This is a genomic window from Haloferax prahovense DSM 18310 (assembly GCF_000336815.1).
In the GTDB taxonomy this organism is placed as follows: Archaea; Halobacteriota; Halobacteria; order Halobacteriales; family Haloferacaceae; genus Haloferax; species Haloferax prahovense.
In genome coordinates, this window is record NZ_AOLG01000009.1 from 410,987 (window position 1) to 426,769 (window position 15,783).

A 15,783-nucleotide genomic window follows, 5' to 3' on the forward strand; every position below is an offset into this window, starting at 1 on the left:
AATATGAACAATCGTGTAGAACGGCGCGGCGGGCGGCTCAGTAGGACTTCGCGAAGTACGCGGTCTCCTCGGCGTCGTCGCCGCAGACCGCACAGTCCTCGCCGTCGTGAATCTCCGCGTCTTCGTCGTTCAGGGGAACCATGACGATTTCGGCGGCGATCTGATCTTTAATCTCGTCCTCGCAGGCCTCGTCACCGCACCACGGCGCTTTCACGTAGCCGCCGTGCTGGCCGATGGTGCCGAGAATCTCGTTGCGAGCGGTCGCCTCGCGGACGTTCTCTTCGAGGTTCTCCTCGGCGGCGGCGTAGAGCTTCGCGTACACCTCGTCGAACTGCTCTTGGACGGCCTCGGCGATGTTCTCGCGGTCGAGTTCGACCGACTCGCCGTCGGGGCGGTGGACGGCGGTGACGACGTCGTCGTCGACCTCGTTCGGGCCGATTTCGAAGCGGACGGGGACGCCCTTGAGCTCCCACTCGTTGAACTTGAACCCGGGGTTGCGCTCGTCGCGGGCGTCGAGTTCGACGCGGACGCCGGCGTCTTCGAGCTCGTCGGCGATGCCCTCGGCGTACTCGAGGACCTTCTCCTGCGTGTCGGCCTGCCAGATGGGGACGATGACGACCTGCTCGGGTGCGATGGTCGGCGGCAGGACGAGGCCCTGGTCGTCGGAGTGCGTCATAATGAGCGCGCCGAGCGAGCGCCACGACAGGCCCCACGAGGTCGTGTGGGCGGGCTCTTCGTCCTCGTCTTCGGTCGTGTAGGTGAGGTCGAACGCCTCGGCGAAGGAGGTGCCGAGGTAGTGGGAGGTGCCGGCCTGCACGGACTTGCCGTCGGGCATGAGCGCCTCGACGGTCGTCGTCGTGTCCGCGCCGGGGAACTTGTCGTGTTCCGGCTTCGCGCCGCGGAGCACGGGGATGGCGAGCACGTCCTCGTAGAGCGACCGGTACTGCGAGAGGCGAGTCATCGTCTCGTCCCACGCGCCGTCGCGGGTCTCGTGGGCCGTGTGGCCCTCCTGCCAGAGGAACTCTTTGGTGCGGAAGAACGGCTTCGTCTCCGTGGCCTCCCAGCGCACGACGGAGGCCCACTGGTTCACGCGGAGCGGGAGGTCGCGGTGGCTACGGACCCACCGGGCCATGTAGGGCGCGATGATGGACTCGGAGGTCGGGCGGACGGCGAGGCGCTCTTCGAGTTCCTCGTGGCCGCCGTGGGTGACCCACGCGACCTCGGGGTCGAAGCCCTCGACGATGTCCTTCTCGCGTTCGAGATAGCTCTCGGGGATAAACAGCGGGAAGTACGCGTTCTGGACGCCCGTCTTCTTGAACTCGCCGTCGAGGTAGTTCTGGATGGCCTCCCACAGCGCGTAGCCGCGCGGGCGGGTCACGATGAAGCCGCTCATCCCCTCCGGCCCGTAGTTCGCGAGGCCCGCCTTCTGGACGACCTCGGCGTACCACTCGCCGGTGTTGTACTGCTTCGACTCGGTGATACCGAGTTCCTGCTCGTCGCTCATTGCCCATCGGTAGCCGTAGCGAACCCTTAAACGCCCCGAAGGTGCCGGCGCGCCGCCCCGCCGCGCGGACCGTCTCTCGCCGACGACCGTCGGGGGTTCCGGCGGACGCATAGATACATATCGTCGGATGCCCTACCTTCGACGTGGTGGTTGGCGTGCTAACAATGGACACAATTGTGAGCGACGAGCGGCCGACTCCTCGGGAGGAGGCGGTCCGGATCGAACTGTGGGTTCCGAGCGGCCGGCGCGCGGAGTTCACACCGGTCATCGAACGACTGGACAACATCGTCGAACGCGGTCTCGTCTCGGAGTACACGGTCGAGACGTGGGACCGGTTCGTGGACCTCTCTGGGAGGTTGAGTCCGCGCGAGCGCCGCACCCGCGACCGACTCGCGTCGTACGCGCGGTGGGCGGCGACGCGCGGCGAGCGCTTGGCGGGGTTAGGCGACCCCGAGGTGCGCGGCATCGGCCGGATGGGGCCGGAGCGACCGACGCGGCGGACCCCGCGGGCGGTCATGGCGGAGTACGAAGACGGCGTTCTCGCGCACGTGACCGCGTGCGAGGAGTGCATCGGTGCGTTCCGCGGACGTCTCAGCGACCTCGATTCGCAGGCCGAACGCGAGTCCGAGCAGTCGTCGGAGCGCGTCCGAATCGAGTGGTAAGCGGTCCGAACACGGTTTTTTCCGGCGACGCCGTCCCGTCGTCAGCGCCGGCTGTCGAACGGTGAGTCGCCCTCGCGCCACGACCACCCCGGCAGGCGGGTCTGAAACCCCGCGGCGAGCGCGGCATCGAGGTCGTCGCGTCCGGCGGGACCGTCGGTGTGGACGGCCACGTCCGCGAAGTGGAACGTCGCCTGCGCGAGCAGTCGAAGCGGTTCGCCGCCGGCGATGGTCGCCGCGAGTTCGCGGCCGAGCACCTCGTCCACGACGAACCCGGGATAGTCGTCCTGCACGTCCAACTGTTTGAGGATGCGCACGTAGGCCGCGACGTTGACGCCGACCTCGCCGTCGGCGAACACCGCGTCGACCGCGTCGAAGTAGGCCGCGTCGTCGACCTCGCCGACGCGCGTGCCGAACTGCTCGCCGAGTCGGCTCCGCGTCTCGTTGATGAGCGGGACGACCACGTCCGCGCGCTCTCGAACCCAATCGTGTTCCGCCGAGACGGCCGCCGGTGTGAGTTCCATGGTCGTCGGTCGGCCCCGAGACGCTTCGACTTTGCGAAGGGTTTTATACTGGCGACATGGTACTGTCGGGTAAGCGGGTTTTCCCTGCCTCTTCCCGCAGTCGAGATACCACCGTATTCAGTTCACTATGCTCTCTCCGCAGTTGGCCGAGACTGGCACTCGTACACGTGGACCGTCTCGTGTCGACGCTCCTGAGGTAGGGGTTCCCGAGACCTGCCGGCGCAGGACCGGACGGGTCGCTCGTAACTATGAGTTCCGTAGATAAACAACTCGAGAATTTGAAGGCAGAGATTACGAACGAACTCCCCCGCGACATCTCGGTTTCCGACGTCAAGTACGAGGGTCCCGAACTCGTCGTCTACACGCGCGACCCGAAGAAGTTCGCTCAGAACGGCGACCTCATCCGGAAACTCGCGAGTAAGCTCCGAAAGCGAATCACGGTTCGCCCGGACCCGGACGTGCTGTCCGACCCCCGGGAGGCCGAACCCAAGATTCTGAGCGTCATCCCCGAGGAGGCCGGCGTCACCGACCTCGACTTCCACATCGACACCGGCGAAGTCGTTATCGAGGCCGAGAAACCGGGCATGGTCATCGGTCGCCACGGCTCGACGCTCCGCGAGATTACGCAGAAAGTCGGCTGGACGCCCGAAGTCGTCCGCACCCCGCCCATCGAGTCCTCGACGGTCTCGAACGTCCGCAACTTCCTGAAACAGGAACGCGAGGACCGTCGCCGCATCCTCGAACGGACCGGTCGGCAGATTCACCGCGAACAGCTCTCGGACGACGAGTGGGTCCGAATCACGACCCTCGGCTGCTGCCGCGAGGTCGGTCGCGCGTCATTCATCGTCTCGACGCCCGAGACCCGCATCCTCGTCGACTGCGGCGACAAGCCCGGTTCCGACGACGTGCCGTATCTGCAGGTCCCCGAGGCGCTCGGGTCGGGCGCGAACTCGCTCGACGCGGTCGTTCTCACCCACGCCCACCTCGACCACTCGGCGCTCGTCCCGCTTCTGTTCAAGTACGGCTACGACGGTCCCATCTACACGACCGAGCCGACCCGCGACCTCATGGGCTTGCTCACGCTCGACTACCTCGACGTCGCCTCGAAGGAAGGTCGCACCCCGCCGTACGAGTCCGAGATGGTCCGCGAGGCCATCAAGCACACCATCCCGCTGGAGTACGGCGACGTGACCGACATCGCGCCCGACGTGAAGCTCACGTTCCACAACGCGGGCCACATCCTCGGCTCCGCAGTCTCGCACTTCCACATCGGCGACGGCCTCTACAACGTCGCGTTCTCCGGCGACATCCACTACGAGGACACCCGCCTGTTCAACGGCGCGGTCAACGACTTCCCGCGCGTGGAGACGCTCGTCCTCGAATCGACCTACGGCGGCCGCAACGACTACCAGACCGACCAGCAGGACTCCGAAAAGCGCCTCATCGAGGTCATAAACGAGACGTACGACCGCGGCGGCAAGGTCGTCATCCCGGCGTTCGCCGTCGGTCGCTCCCAAGAGATCATGCTCGTCCTCGAAGAGGCGATGCGCTCCGGCAAGATTCCGGAGATGCCCGTCCACCTCGACGGGATGATCTGGGAGGCGACGGCCATCCACACGACCTACCCCGAGTACCTCCGCGACGACCTCCGCGACCGCATCTTCCACGAAGACGAAAACCCGTTCCTCGCCGAGGAGTTCAACCACATCGACGGCGGCGAAGAGGAGCGACAGGACGTCGCCGACGGCGACCAGGCCATCATCCTCTCGACCTCCGGGATGGTCACCGGCGGCCCCATCATGTCGTGGCTCCGCCACGTCGGTCCCGACCCGAAGTCCCGGCTGGTCTTCGTCGGTTACCAGGCGCAGGGAACGCTCGGTCGCCGCATCCAGAACGGCTGGGACGAAATTCCGGTCAACGGCCGCGACGGCATGGGCCGGTCTGACACGCTGAAACTCGAGATGGACGTCGAGACCGTCGACGGCTTCTCCGGTCACGCCGACCGGCAGGGCCTCGAGAACTTCGTCAAGACGATGAACCCGCGCCCGGAGAAGGTGCTGTGCGTCCACGGCGACGAGCGCTCCGTGCAGGACCTCTCGTCGGCGCTCTACCACGACTACAACATGCGGACGTTCGCGCCGAAGAACCTCGAGACGTTCCGCTTCAAGTAACGACTCTCGTCCACGGCGACCCGCGTCGACGTATCAATCGCCGCCGCGCGACGATTTCTCACGGACGGCTTCCGGGCGAAGATTAATCACGACGCTCGAACGAGTGTTTGCCATGCGTCTCGCACTTATTGCTCACGACGAGAAGAAGCCGGACCTCATCTCGTTCGCCGAGGAGCGACAGGCCGACCTCGAACGCTTCGAACTCATGGCGACGGGGACGACCGGGCAGCGACTCATCGACGCCACGGGCCTCGACATCGAGCGCAAGCAGTCCGGGCCGCTCGGCGGCGACATGCAGATCGGCGCGGAGATTGCCAGCGAGACCTGCGACGGCGTCATCTTCCTTCGCGACCCGCTGACCGCCCAGCCCCACGAGCCGGACATCACCGCTCTGCTCCGCATCTGCGACGTGCATCAGACGCCGCTGGCGACCAACCTCGCCAGCGCAGACGCCGTCCTCGACGAACTCATCAGACAGCTCGACGGCGAGGAGTAATCGCCGGGTCCGCGCCCCGCCGCGACCCCCGTCTCTCGTCTCGTTTTTCGCCGACTCGTGGTATCACCCCTGAGAATCGCGACGTATCCTTAATTACCAGCGCGCCGGAGGCGACGGTATGAACGCCGCGACCCGCGCGTCCTTGACGCTCACCGTGATTCTCACCGTTGCGACCGCCCCGGTCGCCGCCGCGACCGGCCCGACCTCGCCGTGTTTCCCCGGCGAGGGCCACCAGTTCGACATCGGCGGCGAGGGCGCGGGCATCGACCTCGTCGTCTTCCTCTCGGTCTTCGAGAACCTCGGCGGCGAGGGCGGCTTCGGGATGGAAGCCAGCGGCTCCGTCGGCAACGACTCCATCGTCCAACTCCGGGCAGGCGTCGCGTTCGACGGCGTCGGCCCCGCGTCGGCGTTCCTCTCGAACCCCTTCTCGCGATTCAGCGTCGTCTACGACTACTCGATGAACCTCCCGATGTTCGCCGGTTCGGGTATCGAATCGAGCTACGAGGACGACGGCTCGCCGGTGAGCGGACTCAAAACGAAGTCCTGTTAGTCAGTCGTCCGCGGCCGCGGGGTCGGTGACGGCCTGTGCCGCCGCGTCGACGCCGACCATGTCGCACACGTCGGCCATCGGGCACGCCTCCGGTCCGTCGAGACACGCGGGCTTTCGGGCCGTGCAGAACTCGCGACCGAACTGAATCATCGCGGTGTGGCCGAAGCCGCATTTCTCGTCGGGGATGTCGCGTTCGAGCGCCGCGCGAACGCCTTCGTGGTCGGCGTCAGCCGGCGCGAGTCCGATTCGCCGAGCGATGCGGTGGACGTGGGTGTCAACCGGGAAGACGCCGCCGCGGCCGCCCGCAAAGAGGAGGACGCAGTCGGCGGTCTTCGGGCCGACGCCCTTCATCTCCAGGAGTCGGTCGCGGACCGTCGCGGGCACTTCCTCGCGGACGTAGCGGTCGAAATCGGCCTCGCTCCCGAAGTCGGCCAGCACGTCCTCGGCGACGCCTTGGATGAGCTTCGACTTCTGGTTGTAGAGCCCGCCCGAGCGGATGGCCTCGACGATGCCCTCGCGGTCGGCCGCCGCCAGCGACTCGGCGAGGTCGCCGCCGCCGTACTGCGCCATGAGTTCGTCGTGGGCGGGTTGGCTCGCCTTGTCGCTCGTGTTCTGACTCAGAATCGTCCGGACGAGGCACTCGAAGCCGCCCTGCCCGCCGTAGGCCTTCCGCCAGTAGCGCTCGCCGAGTCGGTCGACGACGACCTCGGCGCGCGTCGCGGTCTCGGGATCGGCGGGGTCGACCGCCGTCTCTCGACCGCCGCCGCTCGTGCCGCCGCTGATGTTCTCGGAGGGTTCTTCGGGCATGCCCGGAGGTTACGACCGCGCGGTGAAAAGCGCATTCCGTCGGTCGGCTCGCGTTGGTCCGCCGTCTGCGCGGGGCTATTCGACTTCGATGGTGACCGTCAGTTCCGCGCCGTCGGCGAGCGCCGAGACGAGGTCGCGGTCGAAGCCCGCGGCGGCGTGGGCCGCGCCGACCGCGCCCGTCCGGTCGTCCACGTAGTCGCTCGTGCGGAAGACGACGCTGCGGTCGCCCTCGAAGGAGAGGTCCGGGTGTCCGCGGGCGCGGACCGCCTGCTCGTAGGTGTCGCCGTCCGCGTCCACGCGGACGCGCACGTCGATAGTGGCGTCGTGGGACTGACAGGCCTCGACGAACGACGGGTCGAAGTCGGCGGGGGTGCGGTCGGCCTCGACGCCGATGATGCAGTCGCCCGCGGGGGTGAGCCAGTCGTCTGTCGTCACCTCGAACGTGCTCGCGTGCTCGGCGCGCACGTGCTCGTGGCCGCGTGCGCGGATGACTTCTCTCATGGCGTGGCATCCGACCCGACTCGGTTTAGCCCCCACGGTTCGCATCCCATTTATATACGTCCATGGCAAACACTGACATGGTGAATACGGTCGATACGAGCGGTGTGGTAACTGTTTTCACCCGAATTTTCACCGAAGTATTTATTAACTGGTCGCCTGTATGTGTATGTACCTGAGCGCCTCCGGCGTTTCGGCGGCATCGCACGCAGAATGATCGGGAATTCTTATCCACGGTCGGTCGCACTCCCACGAGCAGCCGCCACGCACGGAGTGGTGATGGTATCGAGGATTGATTACGCATGGTAACGAAGCAGGAAGTACTTAGCGAGTTCGACGTGCAGGAACTCGACGAGGCACGAAACATCGATCTCCCAGACGAAAAGCTCGAGAGCGGCTCGAAAGGCGAACTCATCAAACTCGCCGGTCAACTCCGTGACCGCCGCAATGAACTAAACCAGATGGCTTCTGAGCGCGCATCCAAGCGCGACGACCTCAACGCGAAGACTCGCGAGAAGGTTGACGAAGCCCAGAAGCACCGCGAGAAGCGCGACGAGATGAACTCGCAGGTGCAGGAACACAAGCAGAGCCGCAACGAGCTCAACGCGAAAGCCAACGAGCTGTTCGACGAGGTCGACGAAATGAAAAGCGACCTCGAGCTCGACGACGGCAAGGACATCGACGAGCTCAAAGAGGAGATCGAGCAACTCGAGTTCCGCCAGCAGACCGAAGTCCTCTCGACCGAAGACGAGCGCGAGCTCATCGAGAAGATCGAGAACAAGCGCGAAGAACTTCGCCAAAAAAAGGACAAGGTCGAAGAGAGCGGTGACCTCGAAGCGCTCATCGAAGAGGCAGAAGAGGTCCGCTCCGAGGCGTCCCAGCACCACCAGAAGGTGACAGAGCTGGCCGACGACGCCCAGGAACACCACAACCAGATGATCGAGGCCTACCGCGAGGCCGACGACATCCGCGACAAGGCCGACGAGATGCACGAGCTCTTCGTCGAAGCCCAGGAAGCGGCCGACCGTCACCACGAGGACTTCGTCCGCGTCCAGAAGCGCCTCCGCGAGCTGGACAAGAAGGAAGAGCGCCAGCGCAAGGACTCCCGCGCCGAGGAGCGCGAAGCCGCCAAGGCCGAGGCCGAGGAGATCTACCAGAAGTTCAAGGAAGGCGAGACCCTCGAGACCGAGGACCTGATGAAGCTTCAGAAGTCCGGTCTGCTCTAAACCCCGGTCACTTTCTCTCTCTTCGTCGCGCTTGCGACGTATCATTTTTATCCCGTTCGAAGCCCCAGCGACAGCCATGAGTGATTCACCGTGACCGACAGCTTCACGCGCATCTACCGGCTGACTATCGTGGTCGTCCTCGCCGTCGTCGCGGCGGCGGTCGGCTGGGTCCTGTTCTACCGCGTCCCCGACACGCTCGCGGACCTCGCGGGGCTCCTCTTGGTCATCGGAACCGTCGTCGCCGCGCTCCGCGTCGGCGGCAGGCTCGCCGCCTCGGCCTTCCCCGACTACGACGTAGCCGAGGTCGCCGTCGAGGGGCCGATTTCCCGCGACGGCGGCGGGGGCCCCGTTCCGGGTCGCGGCGGCGGCACGCCCGCCGACGACATCGTCGAACAGATCGACGCCGCGGCCGACGACGAGAACGTCGACGCGCTCCTCGTCAAACTGAACACGCCCGGCGGCGAGGTGCTGCCGAGCGACAACATCCGCCGGGCGGCCGCCGACTTCGACGGCCCGACGGTCGCGTACGCCACGGACACCTGCGCCTCGGGCGGCTACTGGATCGCCAGCGGCTGTGACGAACTGTGGTCCCACGACGTGAGCGTCGTCGGCTCCATCGGTGTCATCGGCTCGTCGGTCAACGCCTCGGAGTTGGCCGACAAGGTCGGCCTCTCCTACGAGCGGTTCGCCGCGGGGAAGTACAAGGACGCGGGGATGGCCCTCAAGGAGCCGACCGAGGACGAACGCGAGTACCTCCAGGGGCTCATCGACGACTACTACGACGACTTCGTCGAGCGCGTGGCCGAAGGGCGCGACATGGACCCGCAAGTCGTCCGCGATACTGAGGCCCGCGTCTACCTCGGCGAGGAGGCCCACGAACTCGGGCTGGTCGACTCGCTGGGCACCCGCGACGACGTGGAGGCTCGACTCGCCGAACTCCTCGGCCGCGACGAGGTCTCGGTGCGGGAGTTCACCCCCGAGGTCGGCCTCACCGACCGGCTCCGCGGCGGTGTCGAGGGGGCGGCGTACGCCTTCGGTGCGGGGGTCGCCTCGTCGGTCGAACCGGACGACGGCTTTTCGTTTCGGTTCTGACGACTGGGAGGCTTTTTAGCCCGCGCCCGCGTTCGTCTTCGACGTGACAACGCTCGTCCTCTGTGTCGACCGGGCGAACGACATCGGCCGCAAGACCGGGCTCTCGACGCCCGTTGTCGGCTGGGAAGCGGTCCGGTCGCTCGTCACCGACGTGGGGCTCGCCGACCCCGAGGATTCGAGCGTCAACTGCCTTCTCGCGGCGTTGCGGACGACGCGTGAACTCAGAGACGAGCGCGAAGACGCCGAAATCGCGGTTATCTCGGGGACGAGCGACAGCCCCGTCGGGGCCGACCGCGCCGTCGCACGACAGCTCGACGACCTCGCCGAGCAGTTCGACGTCGAGTCCGCGGTCGTCGTCATCGACAGCGCGGAAGACGAGCGACTCGTCCCCGTCGTCGAGAGCCGGTTCCGGGTCGACGCGGTCGACCGCGTGGTGGTCCGACAGGCCCACGACATCGAGTCGACGTACTACCTGCTCAAGCAGTTCCTCGGCGACGAGGAGCTTCGCTCGACGATACTCGTCCCGCTCGGGGTCGGACTGCTCCTCGTCCCGCTGCTTCTCGTCCAGTTCACTCCCGCGGTCGCGATGGCCGGGCTCGCCGCCCTCATGGGCGCGGTGTTCCTCTACAAGGGGCTCGCTATCGACGAGTTCCTCTCGGACGCACCCGACCAGATTCGCGACGCCCTCTACTCCGGACAGGTGTCGGTCGTCACTTACGCGGTCGCCGCGGGGCTGGCCATCGTCGGGCTGTTCCTCGGCGCGCTCGCCATCCGGACGCCGGGCGTCGGCGGGAGCGAGGAGGTGCTCGTCCCGTCGCTCCTGTTCGTCTACCACAGCGTCCCGTGGCTGGCGCTCGCCGCGCTAACCGCGAGCGCGGGCCGTCTCTTGGACGAACTCATCGGGAGCGAGCGCGTCTCCACGTCGTACATGAACCTCCCGTTCGGCGTCGTCGCCATCGGGCTGGTCGTCCGCGGGTTCGCCGGTTTCCTCCTCGAACGACAGGGGGAGTTGCCGAACCTCGAACTGCTCGGGCGACTCGCGCTCACGCCGGTCCAGCGGCTGGCGATGTTCATCGTCGCCGGCATCGTCGTGAGCGTCGTGGGCGTCCGCATCTCGGCGAGCGTCTCGGACGACGCGCTCGAAGACGTGGTCGACACGCCGTGAGAAAACGAGAGTTGCGGTCTTCCGTGCCGCTTTTTCGCTTCGTTCCGCGCCGTTAGTTCGCCGCTCGGTACTCGCCGTGCTTGACGCCGATGGCGAGACAGACGGCCCCGAAGACGAGCATCGCGGGCGTCACCATCATCAGTACGGTACTCGTGGCCATGACGCCCATCCCGACGAGGGCCGCGGTTCCGACGACGACGAGCGCGACGAGCAACGCGACTGTCTTGGGGAGGTCGAACTCCATGCGATTCTGTCGGGACCCGTTCGACAAATCCGTTGCGGCTTCCGACGGCGAATCGAGAGGCGAACCGGAAAAACGCGGGTTCAGTCGCTTACCAGGGCGCGAAGTCGGGGTCGATGCAGCGCTCTTCGGTCTGGATGGCGTCGATGGCGGCCACGTCTTCGTCGTCGAGGTCGAGCGCGAGCGACTCCCAGTTGTCGCGGATGTGGCCCTCGCTCGTCGCCTTCGGAATCGCGGTGACGCCTTTCTCGCGGAGCCACGCCAAGGACACCTGCGCCTCGCTCGCGTCGTGCTTCTCGGCGATGTCGGACAGCACGTCGACGTCGAAAACGTTCCCGCGGGCGAGCGGCGAGTACGCGACGATTTCGATGTCCTCCTCGGCGCAGACCTCGCGGAGCTCTTCCTGCTGGAGGAGCGGGTGCATCTCGATTTGGTTGGCGAAGGCGCCCGACTCGGACAGTTCGACGGCCTCGCGGACCTGTTCGGGCTCGAAGTTGGAGATGCCGACGCGCTTTGTCAGCCCGCGTTCGACGAGTTCGTCGAACGCCGCGAGCGTCTCTTCGGCGTCGTACTCGCGGGACGGCCAGTGGACGTACAGGAGGTCGACGTAGTCTACGCCGAGCTTTTCGAGGCTCTCTTCCGTGCTTTCGATGACGTCGTCGTGGGACAGCTTGTCGGCCCACACCTTCGTCGCGAGGAACACCTCGTCGCGGTCGACGTCGGCGGCAGCGATGCCCTCGCCGACCTCCGCTTCGTTCTCGTACGCTTGGGCGGTGTCGATGTGGCGGTAGCCCATCTCCAGCGCCGTCTGCACCGCGTTGCGACACTCGTCGGCGTTCGTGTTTTGCCACGTCCCGAGCCCGAGCATCGGCATCCCGTTCGCCCGCGGTGCATCGTCTGCTGAAGCGGCGTTCTCCGTCATGGTCGGACCGTGGGCCGCGAGTTGAAAAGGCGTTCCGAAAGGGCGGGCGAATTTCCGGCTCCCATGGCCCGAGAGTGTGTCACACGGGGTCTCAGATGTTCGCTCCCCGATGCCTCCCGACGCCGCTCGACGCTTGGCGGCGGATAGTTTATGTGACATGTGGTAGCATATCTGAACGGTGATCAGGAATGTCGTCCGCATCAGAGCCGTTGACAGAAGAGAACACGAACGCGTTCGCACACCGCATCGCGGGTGACTCGCTCGTCTACGAGTGTCCGAACTGCGAGTTCGGCGAGGTGTTGGTGACGGAACTCATCGAATCCGACGACGCCCGGTGTCTCGATTGCGGGACGCGCTACCGACTCCACGTCGAGTCGGTAGAGTAACCAGCGGTCGACGGAAATCTTTCGGGAGCGGTCCGAATCGGTCTTTTTCGCGGCGGCGAGACTGTCATACTCTCAGAGCGCCTCTAGGTAGCATGCCTCAACTACGCACAGCCCTCGCGCTCGCGCTCGTCGTCGCGCTCGCGGGATGCCTCGGTGGACTCGGCGGCTCGACCACGTTCGCGGCCCAGCCCGCGACGATTCCCGCGTCGGCTTACGAGGCACACGGTTACGTCCACGGCAACAGCACCGTCGTCCCGATTTCGTACGACGTCGGCGTCGGTCCCGCCTCTCGCTCCGTCGGCGCGGACGTCTGGGTGTCCGGATACTCGAAGACGACCGACGACGACGATATCACGGCCCTCGTGGTCGTCTCGTCGCCGAACGCCGAAGTCGCCGGCCAGTCGGTCAACCCGCTTTCGAACCTCGGCAACCGCGACCTTGTCGCGGCCGGTCTCGACTTGCTGGCCGACGCGCAGGCGCTCGGAAACGTCCCAGAGGTCAACGGCGTCCGCGAGGTCGGCGCACGGAACGTCACGATGCTCGGGTCGGAGACGGAACTCGTCACCTACGCTGGCACGGTCGAAGTCGAAGCCGGGGAGACCGCAGTCGACGGCGAGACGGTCGCCTACGAGGGCGGGACGGCCGAAGTGAGACTCCACCTCGCGACGGTCGAACACGACGGCGACGTGGTGATCGTTCTCGCGGTCCACGGGGCCGACGTGGACGAGACCGAGGCGGTCGCGGCGCTCGCGGGCGCTGTCGAGCATCCGGGGACGGTCGAAAGAACGGTCGAAGTTCGATGAGCGAGCGGCGCGGCGTCGACCGCGAGTTCGGCGGGAGTCGTTAGTAGAACTCGCGGACGAGGTCCATCGCGTCGTCGGGCGCGCCCGACGGGATGTCCGACATGTTCTGGTCGACGCCGAACTTCTCCTCGTAGGAGACGGAGCTTTCGTCCTTGTAGATGACGCCCTCGTACTCCTTCGACGAGTCGAGAATCTTCTCTTTGGCCGCGTCGTAGTCGGTCGGGTCGTGGTCGGTGTCCGCGAGGTCCACGAGGTTGTCGCGGAAGTAGTCGTAGGTGTCCACGTCGTTGAACGTGACACACGGACTGAACACGTTCACGAAGCCGAAGCCGTCGTGCTCGATGGCCTCCTGGACGATTTCCGCGTGGCGCTTGTGGTCCGTCGCGAACGACTGCGCGATGAACGTGCCGCCGGCCGCGAGCGACAGCGCGAGCGGGTTGACCGGGGGCTGCTTCGGTCCTTCGGGGGTCGTCGAGGTCTCGAAGTCCTCGCGCGAGGTCGGCGAGGCCTGACCCTTCGTGAGGCCGTAGATGCGGTTGTCCATGACGGTGTAGGCCATGTCCACGTTGCGGCGGACGGCGTGGATGAAGTGGCCCGCACCGATGGAGTAGCCGTCACCGTCGCCGCCGGCGGCGACGACGGTCAGGTCGGGGTTCGCCAGCTTGACGCCGGCGGCGACCGGGAGCGAGCGCCCGTGGACGCCGTGGATGGCGTACGAGTGCATGTACGTCCCGATTTTCCCGGAACAGCCGATGCCGGCGACCATGAACGTGTTGTCGGGGTCGGTGCCGGAGTTGGCGAGGGCTTTCATGATGCCGTTCATCGTCCCGAAGTCCCCACAGCCGGGACACCAGGTCGGTTGTTTGTCTGACTTGAAGTCGGTGAAGCGGACGTTTGAGCTCATGCTGAGACCTCCTCTGCGTCGAGGGTGGCTTTGATTTCGTCTGCGAGTTCGTCCGCCTTGAAGCGGACGCCGTCGTACTTGTTAATGCGCTTGACACGGGTCAATGTGTCGTGCTCGACGACGTTGGCGAACTGCCCCGTCGCGTTACACTCGACGACGATGACCTCGTCTGCCGCCTCGATTTCCTCGGTGAGGTCCGGCCGCGGGAACATGTACGGGACCGACAGGAACCGAACGTCGATACCGTCCGCTTCGAGGAAGTCGAGCGCCTCGACGAGCGCGCCCTCGTTGGAGCCCCACGAGAGGATGAGCGTGTCGGAATCGGCGTCACCGAACTCGCGCGGCGAGAAGTCCTCGGTCTCCTTTGCGGTCTCGACCTTCCGGTCGCGCTTGTCGACCTGCTCGACGCGCATCGACCGGTCTTCGGTCCGCCGACCGAGTTCGTCGTGTTCGAGACCGGTCGACATGTGTGCGCCCTGTTCCGTGCCGGGGAACGCGCGCGGGCTGACGCCGTCGTCAGTGAGCGCGTGCGGCTGGAAGCGACCTTCCTCGTCGAGCCACTCGTCGATGGAGTCGTCGTCGACGACCTTGCCGCGGTCGATTTCGACTTCGTCCATGTCGAACGCCTCGGGGGAGAACGTCTGTTCCGTGACCGCCATCGCGAGGTCGGCCGCGACGTAGACCGGAACCTGATACTTCTCGGCGAAGTTGAACGCTTCGACGGTCTTCCAGAAGCACTCGTCGATGCTCGTCGGCGCGACGACGAAGCGCGGAATCTCGCCGTGGCCGCCGTAGAGCATCATGTTGAGGTCGCCCTGTTCCTGCTTGGTCGGCATCCCCGTCGAGGGGCCCGAGCGCATCACGTCGACGATGACGAGCGGCGTCTCCGAGGTGGCGACGAGACCGAACGTCTCGGTCATCAGGTCGATACCCGGACCGGACGTCGCGGTCATCGACCGCGCGCCGGCGCGTGCCGCACCGAGCGCGAGGTTGATGGCCGCGAGTTCGTCTTCCGCCTGTACGACGTGACCGCCGTAGCGTTCGATACGGCCGGTGAGATACTCCATCACGTCCGTCGCGGGCGTGATGGGGTAGCCGGCGTAGAAGCGGCAACCGGCGGCGATGGCGCCCATGCCGATGGCTTGGTCGCCGTTGATGAGCACGTAGTCCTCGTCGGTCGTCTCGAGGTCGTAGTCGAACTCGTGGTCGTACTCGTCGTGGACGTATTCGAGGCCCGCGCGAGCCGCCTTCTTGTTGTTCTCGACGATGGCCTCGCCCTTCCCGCCGAAGCGCTTCTGCAGTGCGCTGTCGAGGTTCTCGATGGGGAAGTCCGCGACGGCGCACGCCGCGCCGAGCGCGACGACGTTGCGCATGATAGCGCCGCCCGCCTCCTCGGCGAGCGCCTTGAGGGGGATGTCCAGCCCGACCATTCCCTCGGGGATTTCGACGTCCGCCATCGTCGAGCGGTCGCCGTCGTAGATGATGACGGAGCCCTCGTGCAGTTCGTCGAGGTTCTCGTCGATTGTTCGTTGTGTGAGTGCGATGAGCACGTCGAGTCGGTCGACGACGCTCTGTACGGGGTCGATGGCAGTCCGAACCTTGTACGCGGTGTATCCGCCCCGGATTCGCGAAGCGAAGTCCTTAGAGGTGAACACGTGGCGTCCAGCCCGGGATAGCGCCTGAGCGAAAATCTTCCCCGTGGAGTCGATGCCATCGCCAGCCTCGCCGCCGATGGCCCAGTTGAAGTCCGCAGGCATGCTGAGTGAAATCTACCCATAGCCGGGTCAAAAGCCTTCTGAAAATTGGTGTTAAACGACGGTACCGGTAACATATGG

General features: G+C 66.0%; 17 protein-coding genes. 9 read left to right on the forward strand and 8 right to left on the reverse strand.

Going from position 1 to position 15,783, the window contains the following annotated elements; all coding sequences use genetic code 11:
• Nucleotides 1-37 precede the first annotated feature (37 nt).
• The gene (gene proS, locus C457_RS04495) at nucleotides 38-1,504 is read right to left on the reverse strand and encodes a proline--tRNA ligase (protein WP_008092365.1); all 1,467 of its coding nucleotides are present in this window, start codon (nucleotides 1,502-1,504) and stop codon (nucleotides 38-40) included.
• A gap of 164 nt (nucleotides 1,505-1,668) precedes the next feature.
• Between proS and C457_RS04500 the strand changes: the two genes are divergently transcribed.
• Entirely contained in the window at nucleotides 1,669-2,166 is a 498-nt protein-coding gene (locus tag C457_RS04500) for an HTH domain-containing protein (RefSeq protein ID WP_008092368.1), read from the forward strand.
• Between the two features lie 41 nt (nucleotides 2,167-2,207).
• On the opposite strand, the gene C457_RS04505 is transcribed toward C457_RS04500, so the two are convergent.
• Entirely contained in the window at nucleotides 2,208-2,687 is a 480-nt protein-coding gene (locus tag C457_RS04505; RefSeq protein WP_008092370.1) for a hypothetical protein, read from the reverse strand.
• Nucleotides 2,688-2,935: 248 nt separating this feature from the next.
• Between C457_RS04505 and C457_RS04510 the strand changes: the two genes are divergently transcribed.
• The 3 genes from C457_RS04510 (at nucleotide 2,936) to C457_RS04520 (ending at nucleotide 5,904) form a co-directional block, all read left to right on the forward strand.
• Nucleotides 2,936-4,858: a beta-CASP ribonuclease aCPSF1 gene (locus tag C457_RS04510; RefSeq protein WP_008092373.1), complete on the forward strand. Its 1,923-nt coding sequence runs from the start codon at nucleotides 2,936-2,938 to the stop codon at nucleotides 4,856-4,858.
• 112 nt (nucleotides 4,859-4,970) lie between these two features.
• Entirely contained in the window at nucleotides 4,971-5,354 is a 384-nt protein-coding gene (locus C457_RS04515) for a methylglyoxal synthase (protein WP_004972550.1), read from the forward strand.
• A gap of 118 nt (nucleotides 5,355-5,472) precedes the next feature.
• Nucleotides 5,473-5,904 carry a DUF7332 family protein gene (locus tag C457_RS04520; RefSeq protein WP_008092376.1) on the forward strand — a complete coding sequence of 144 codons (432 nt, stop codon included), beginning with the start codon at nucleotides 5,473-5,475 and terminating at the stop codon, nucleotides 5,902-5,904.
• Here C457_RS04520 and C457_RS04525 read toward each other — a convergent pair whose 3' ends face one another.
• On the reverse strand, nucleotides 5,905-6,711 hold the full coding sequence (locus C457_RS04525) for an endonuclease III domain-containing protein (protein WP_008092378.1): 807 nt from the start codon (nucleotides 6,709-6,711) through the stop codon (nucleotides 5,905-5,907). It lies immediately after the preceding gene.
• Between the two features lie 75 nt (nucleotides 6,712-6,786).
• On the reverse strand, nucleotides 6,787-7,212 hold the full coding sequence (locus tag C457_RS04530; RefSeq protein WP_008092380.1) for a DUF371 domain-containing protein: 426 nt from the start codon (nucleotides 7,210-7,212) through the stop codon (nucleotides 6,787-6,789).
• A 299-nt stretch (nucleotides 7,213-7,511) separates the two neighbouring features.
• Between C457_RS04530 and C457_RS04535 the strand changes: the two genes are divergently transcribed.
• The 3 genes from C457_RS04535 to C457_RS04545 all read left to right on the forward strand — a co-directional run bounded on the left by C457_RS04535 (nucleotide 7,512) and on the right by C457_RS04545 (nucleotide 10,692).
• Entirely contained in the window at nucleotides 7,512-8,435 is a 924-nt protein-coding gene (locus C457_RS04535; protein WP_008092382.1) for a coiled-coil protein, read from the forward strand.
• Between the two features lie 90 nt (nucleotides 8,436-8,525).
• Nucleotides 8,526-9,527: a signal peptide peptidase SppA gene (sppA, locus tag C457_RS04540; RefSeq protein ID WP_008092384.1), complete on the forward strand. Its 1,002-nt coding sequence runs from the start codon at nucleotides 8,526-8,528 to the stop codon at nucleotides 9,525-9,527.
• Nucleotides 9,528-9,570: 43 nt separating this feature from the next.
• Nucleotides 9,571-10,692, forward strand: coding sequence for a DUF373 family protein (locus C457_RS04545; protein WP_008092386.1), 1,122 nt, complete (start codon nucleotides 9,571-9,573; stop codon nucleotides 10,690-10,692).
• 52 nt (nucleotides 10,693-10,744) lie between these two features.
• Here C457_RS04545 and C457_RS04550 read toward each other — a convergent pair whose 3' ends face one another.
• Entirely contained in the window at nucleotides 10,745-10,936 is a 192-nt protein-coding gene (locus tag C457_RS04550; protein WP_004972543.1) for a DUF7333 family protein, read from the reverse strand.
• A gap of 88 nt (nucleotides 10,937-11,024) precedes the next feature.
• The gene (locus tag C457_RS04555) at nucleotides 11,025-11,807 is read right to left on the reverse strand and encodes an aldo/keto reductase (RefSeq protein WP_049913401.1); all 783 of its coding nucleotides are present in this window, start codon (nucleotides 11,805-11,807) and stop codon (nucleotides 11,025-11,027) included.
• A 236-nt stretch (nucleotides 11,808-12,043) separates the two neighbouring features.
• On the opposite strand from C457_RS04555, the gene C457_RS04560 reads away from it, so the two are divergent.
• Nucleotides 12,044-12,241 carry a hypothetical protein gene (locus tag C457_RS04560; RefSeq protein WP_049904942.1) on the forward strand — a complete coding sequence of 66 codons (198 nt, stop codon included), beginning with the start codon at nucleotides 12,044-12,046 and terminating at the stop codon, nucleotides 12,239-12,241.
• Nucleotides 12,242-12,333: 92 nt separating this feature from the next.
• Complete coding sequence (locus C457_RS04565; RefSeq protein ID WP_008092390.1) at nucleotides 12,334-13,044, forward strand: DUF6517 family protein; 711 nt, start codon at nucleotides 12,334-12,336, stop codon at nucleotides 13,042-13,044.
• A 40-nt stretch (nucleotides 13,045-13,084) separates the two neighbouring features.
• On the opposite strand, the gene C457_RS04570 is transcribed toward C457_RS04565, so the two are convergent.
• A complete protein-coding gene (locus tag C457_RS04570) occupies nucleotides 13,085-13,948 on the reverse strand; it encodes a 2-oxoacid:ferredoxin oxidoreductase subunit beta (RefSeq protein WP_004972539.1) in 864 nt (287 codons plus the stop codon).
• Nucleotides 13,945-15,705 carry a 2-oxoacid:acceptor oxidoreductase subunit alpha gene (locus C457_RS04575; RefSeq protein ID WP_008092391.1) on the reverse strand — a complete coding sequence of 587 codons (1,761 nt, stop codon included), beginning with the start codon at nucleotides 15,703-15,705 and terminating at the stop codon, nucleotides 13,945-13,947. Before C457_RS04575 ends, C457_RS04570 begins: the two co-directional genes overlap by 4 nt.
• Between the last annotated feature and the right edge of the window lie 78 nt (nucleotides 15,706-15,783).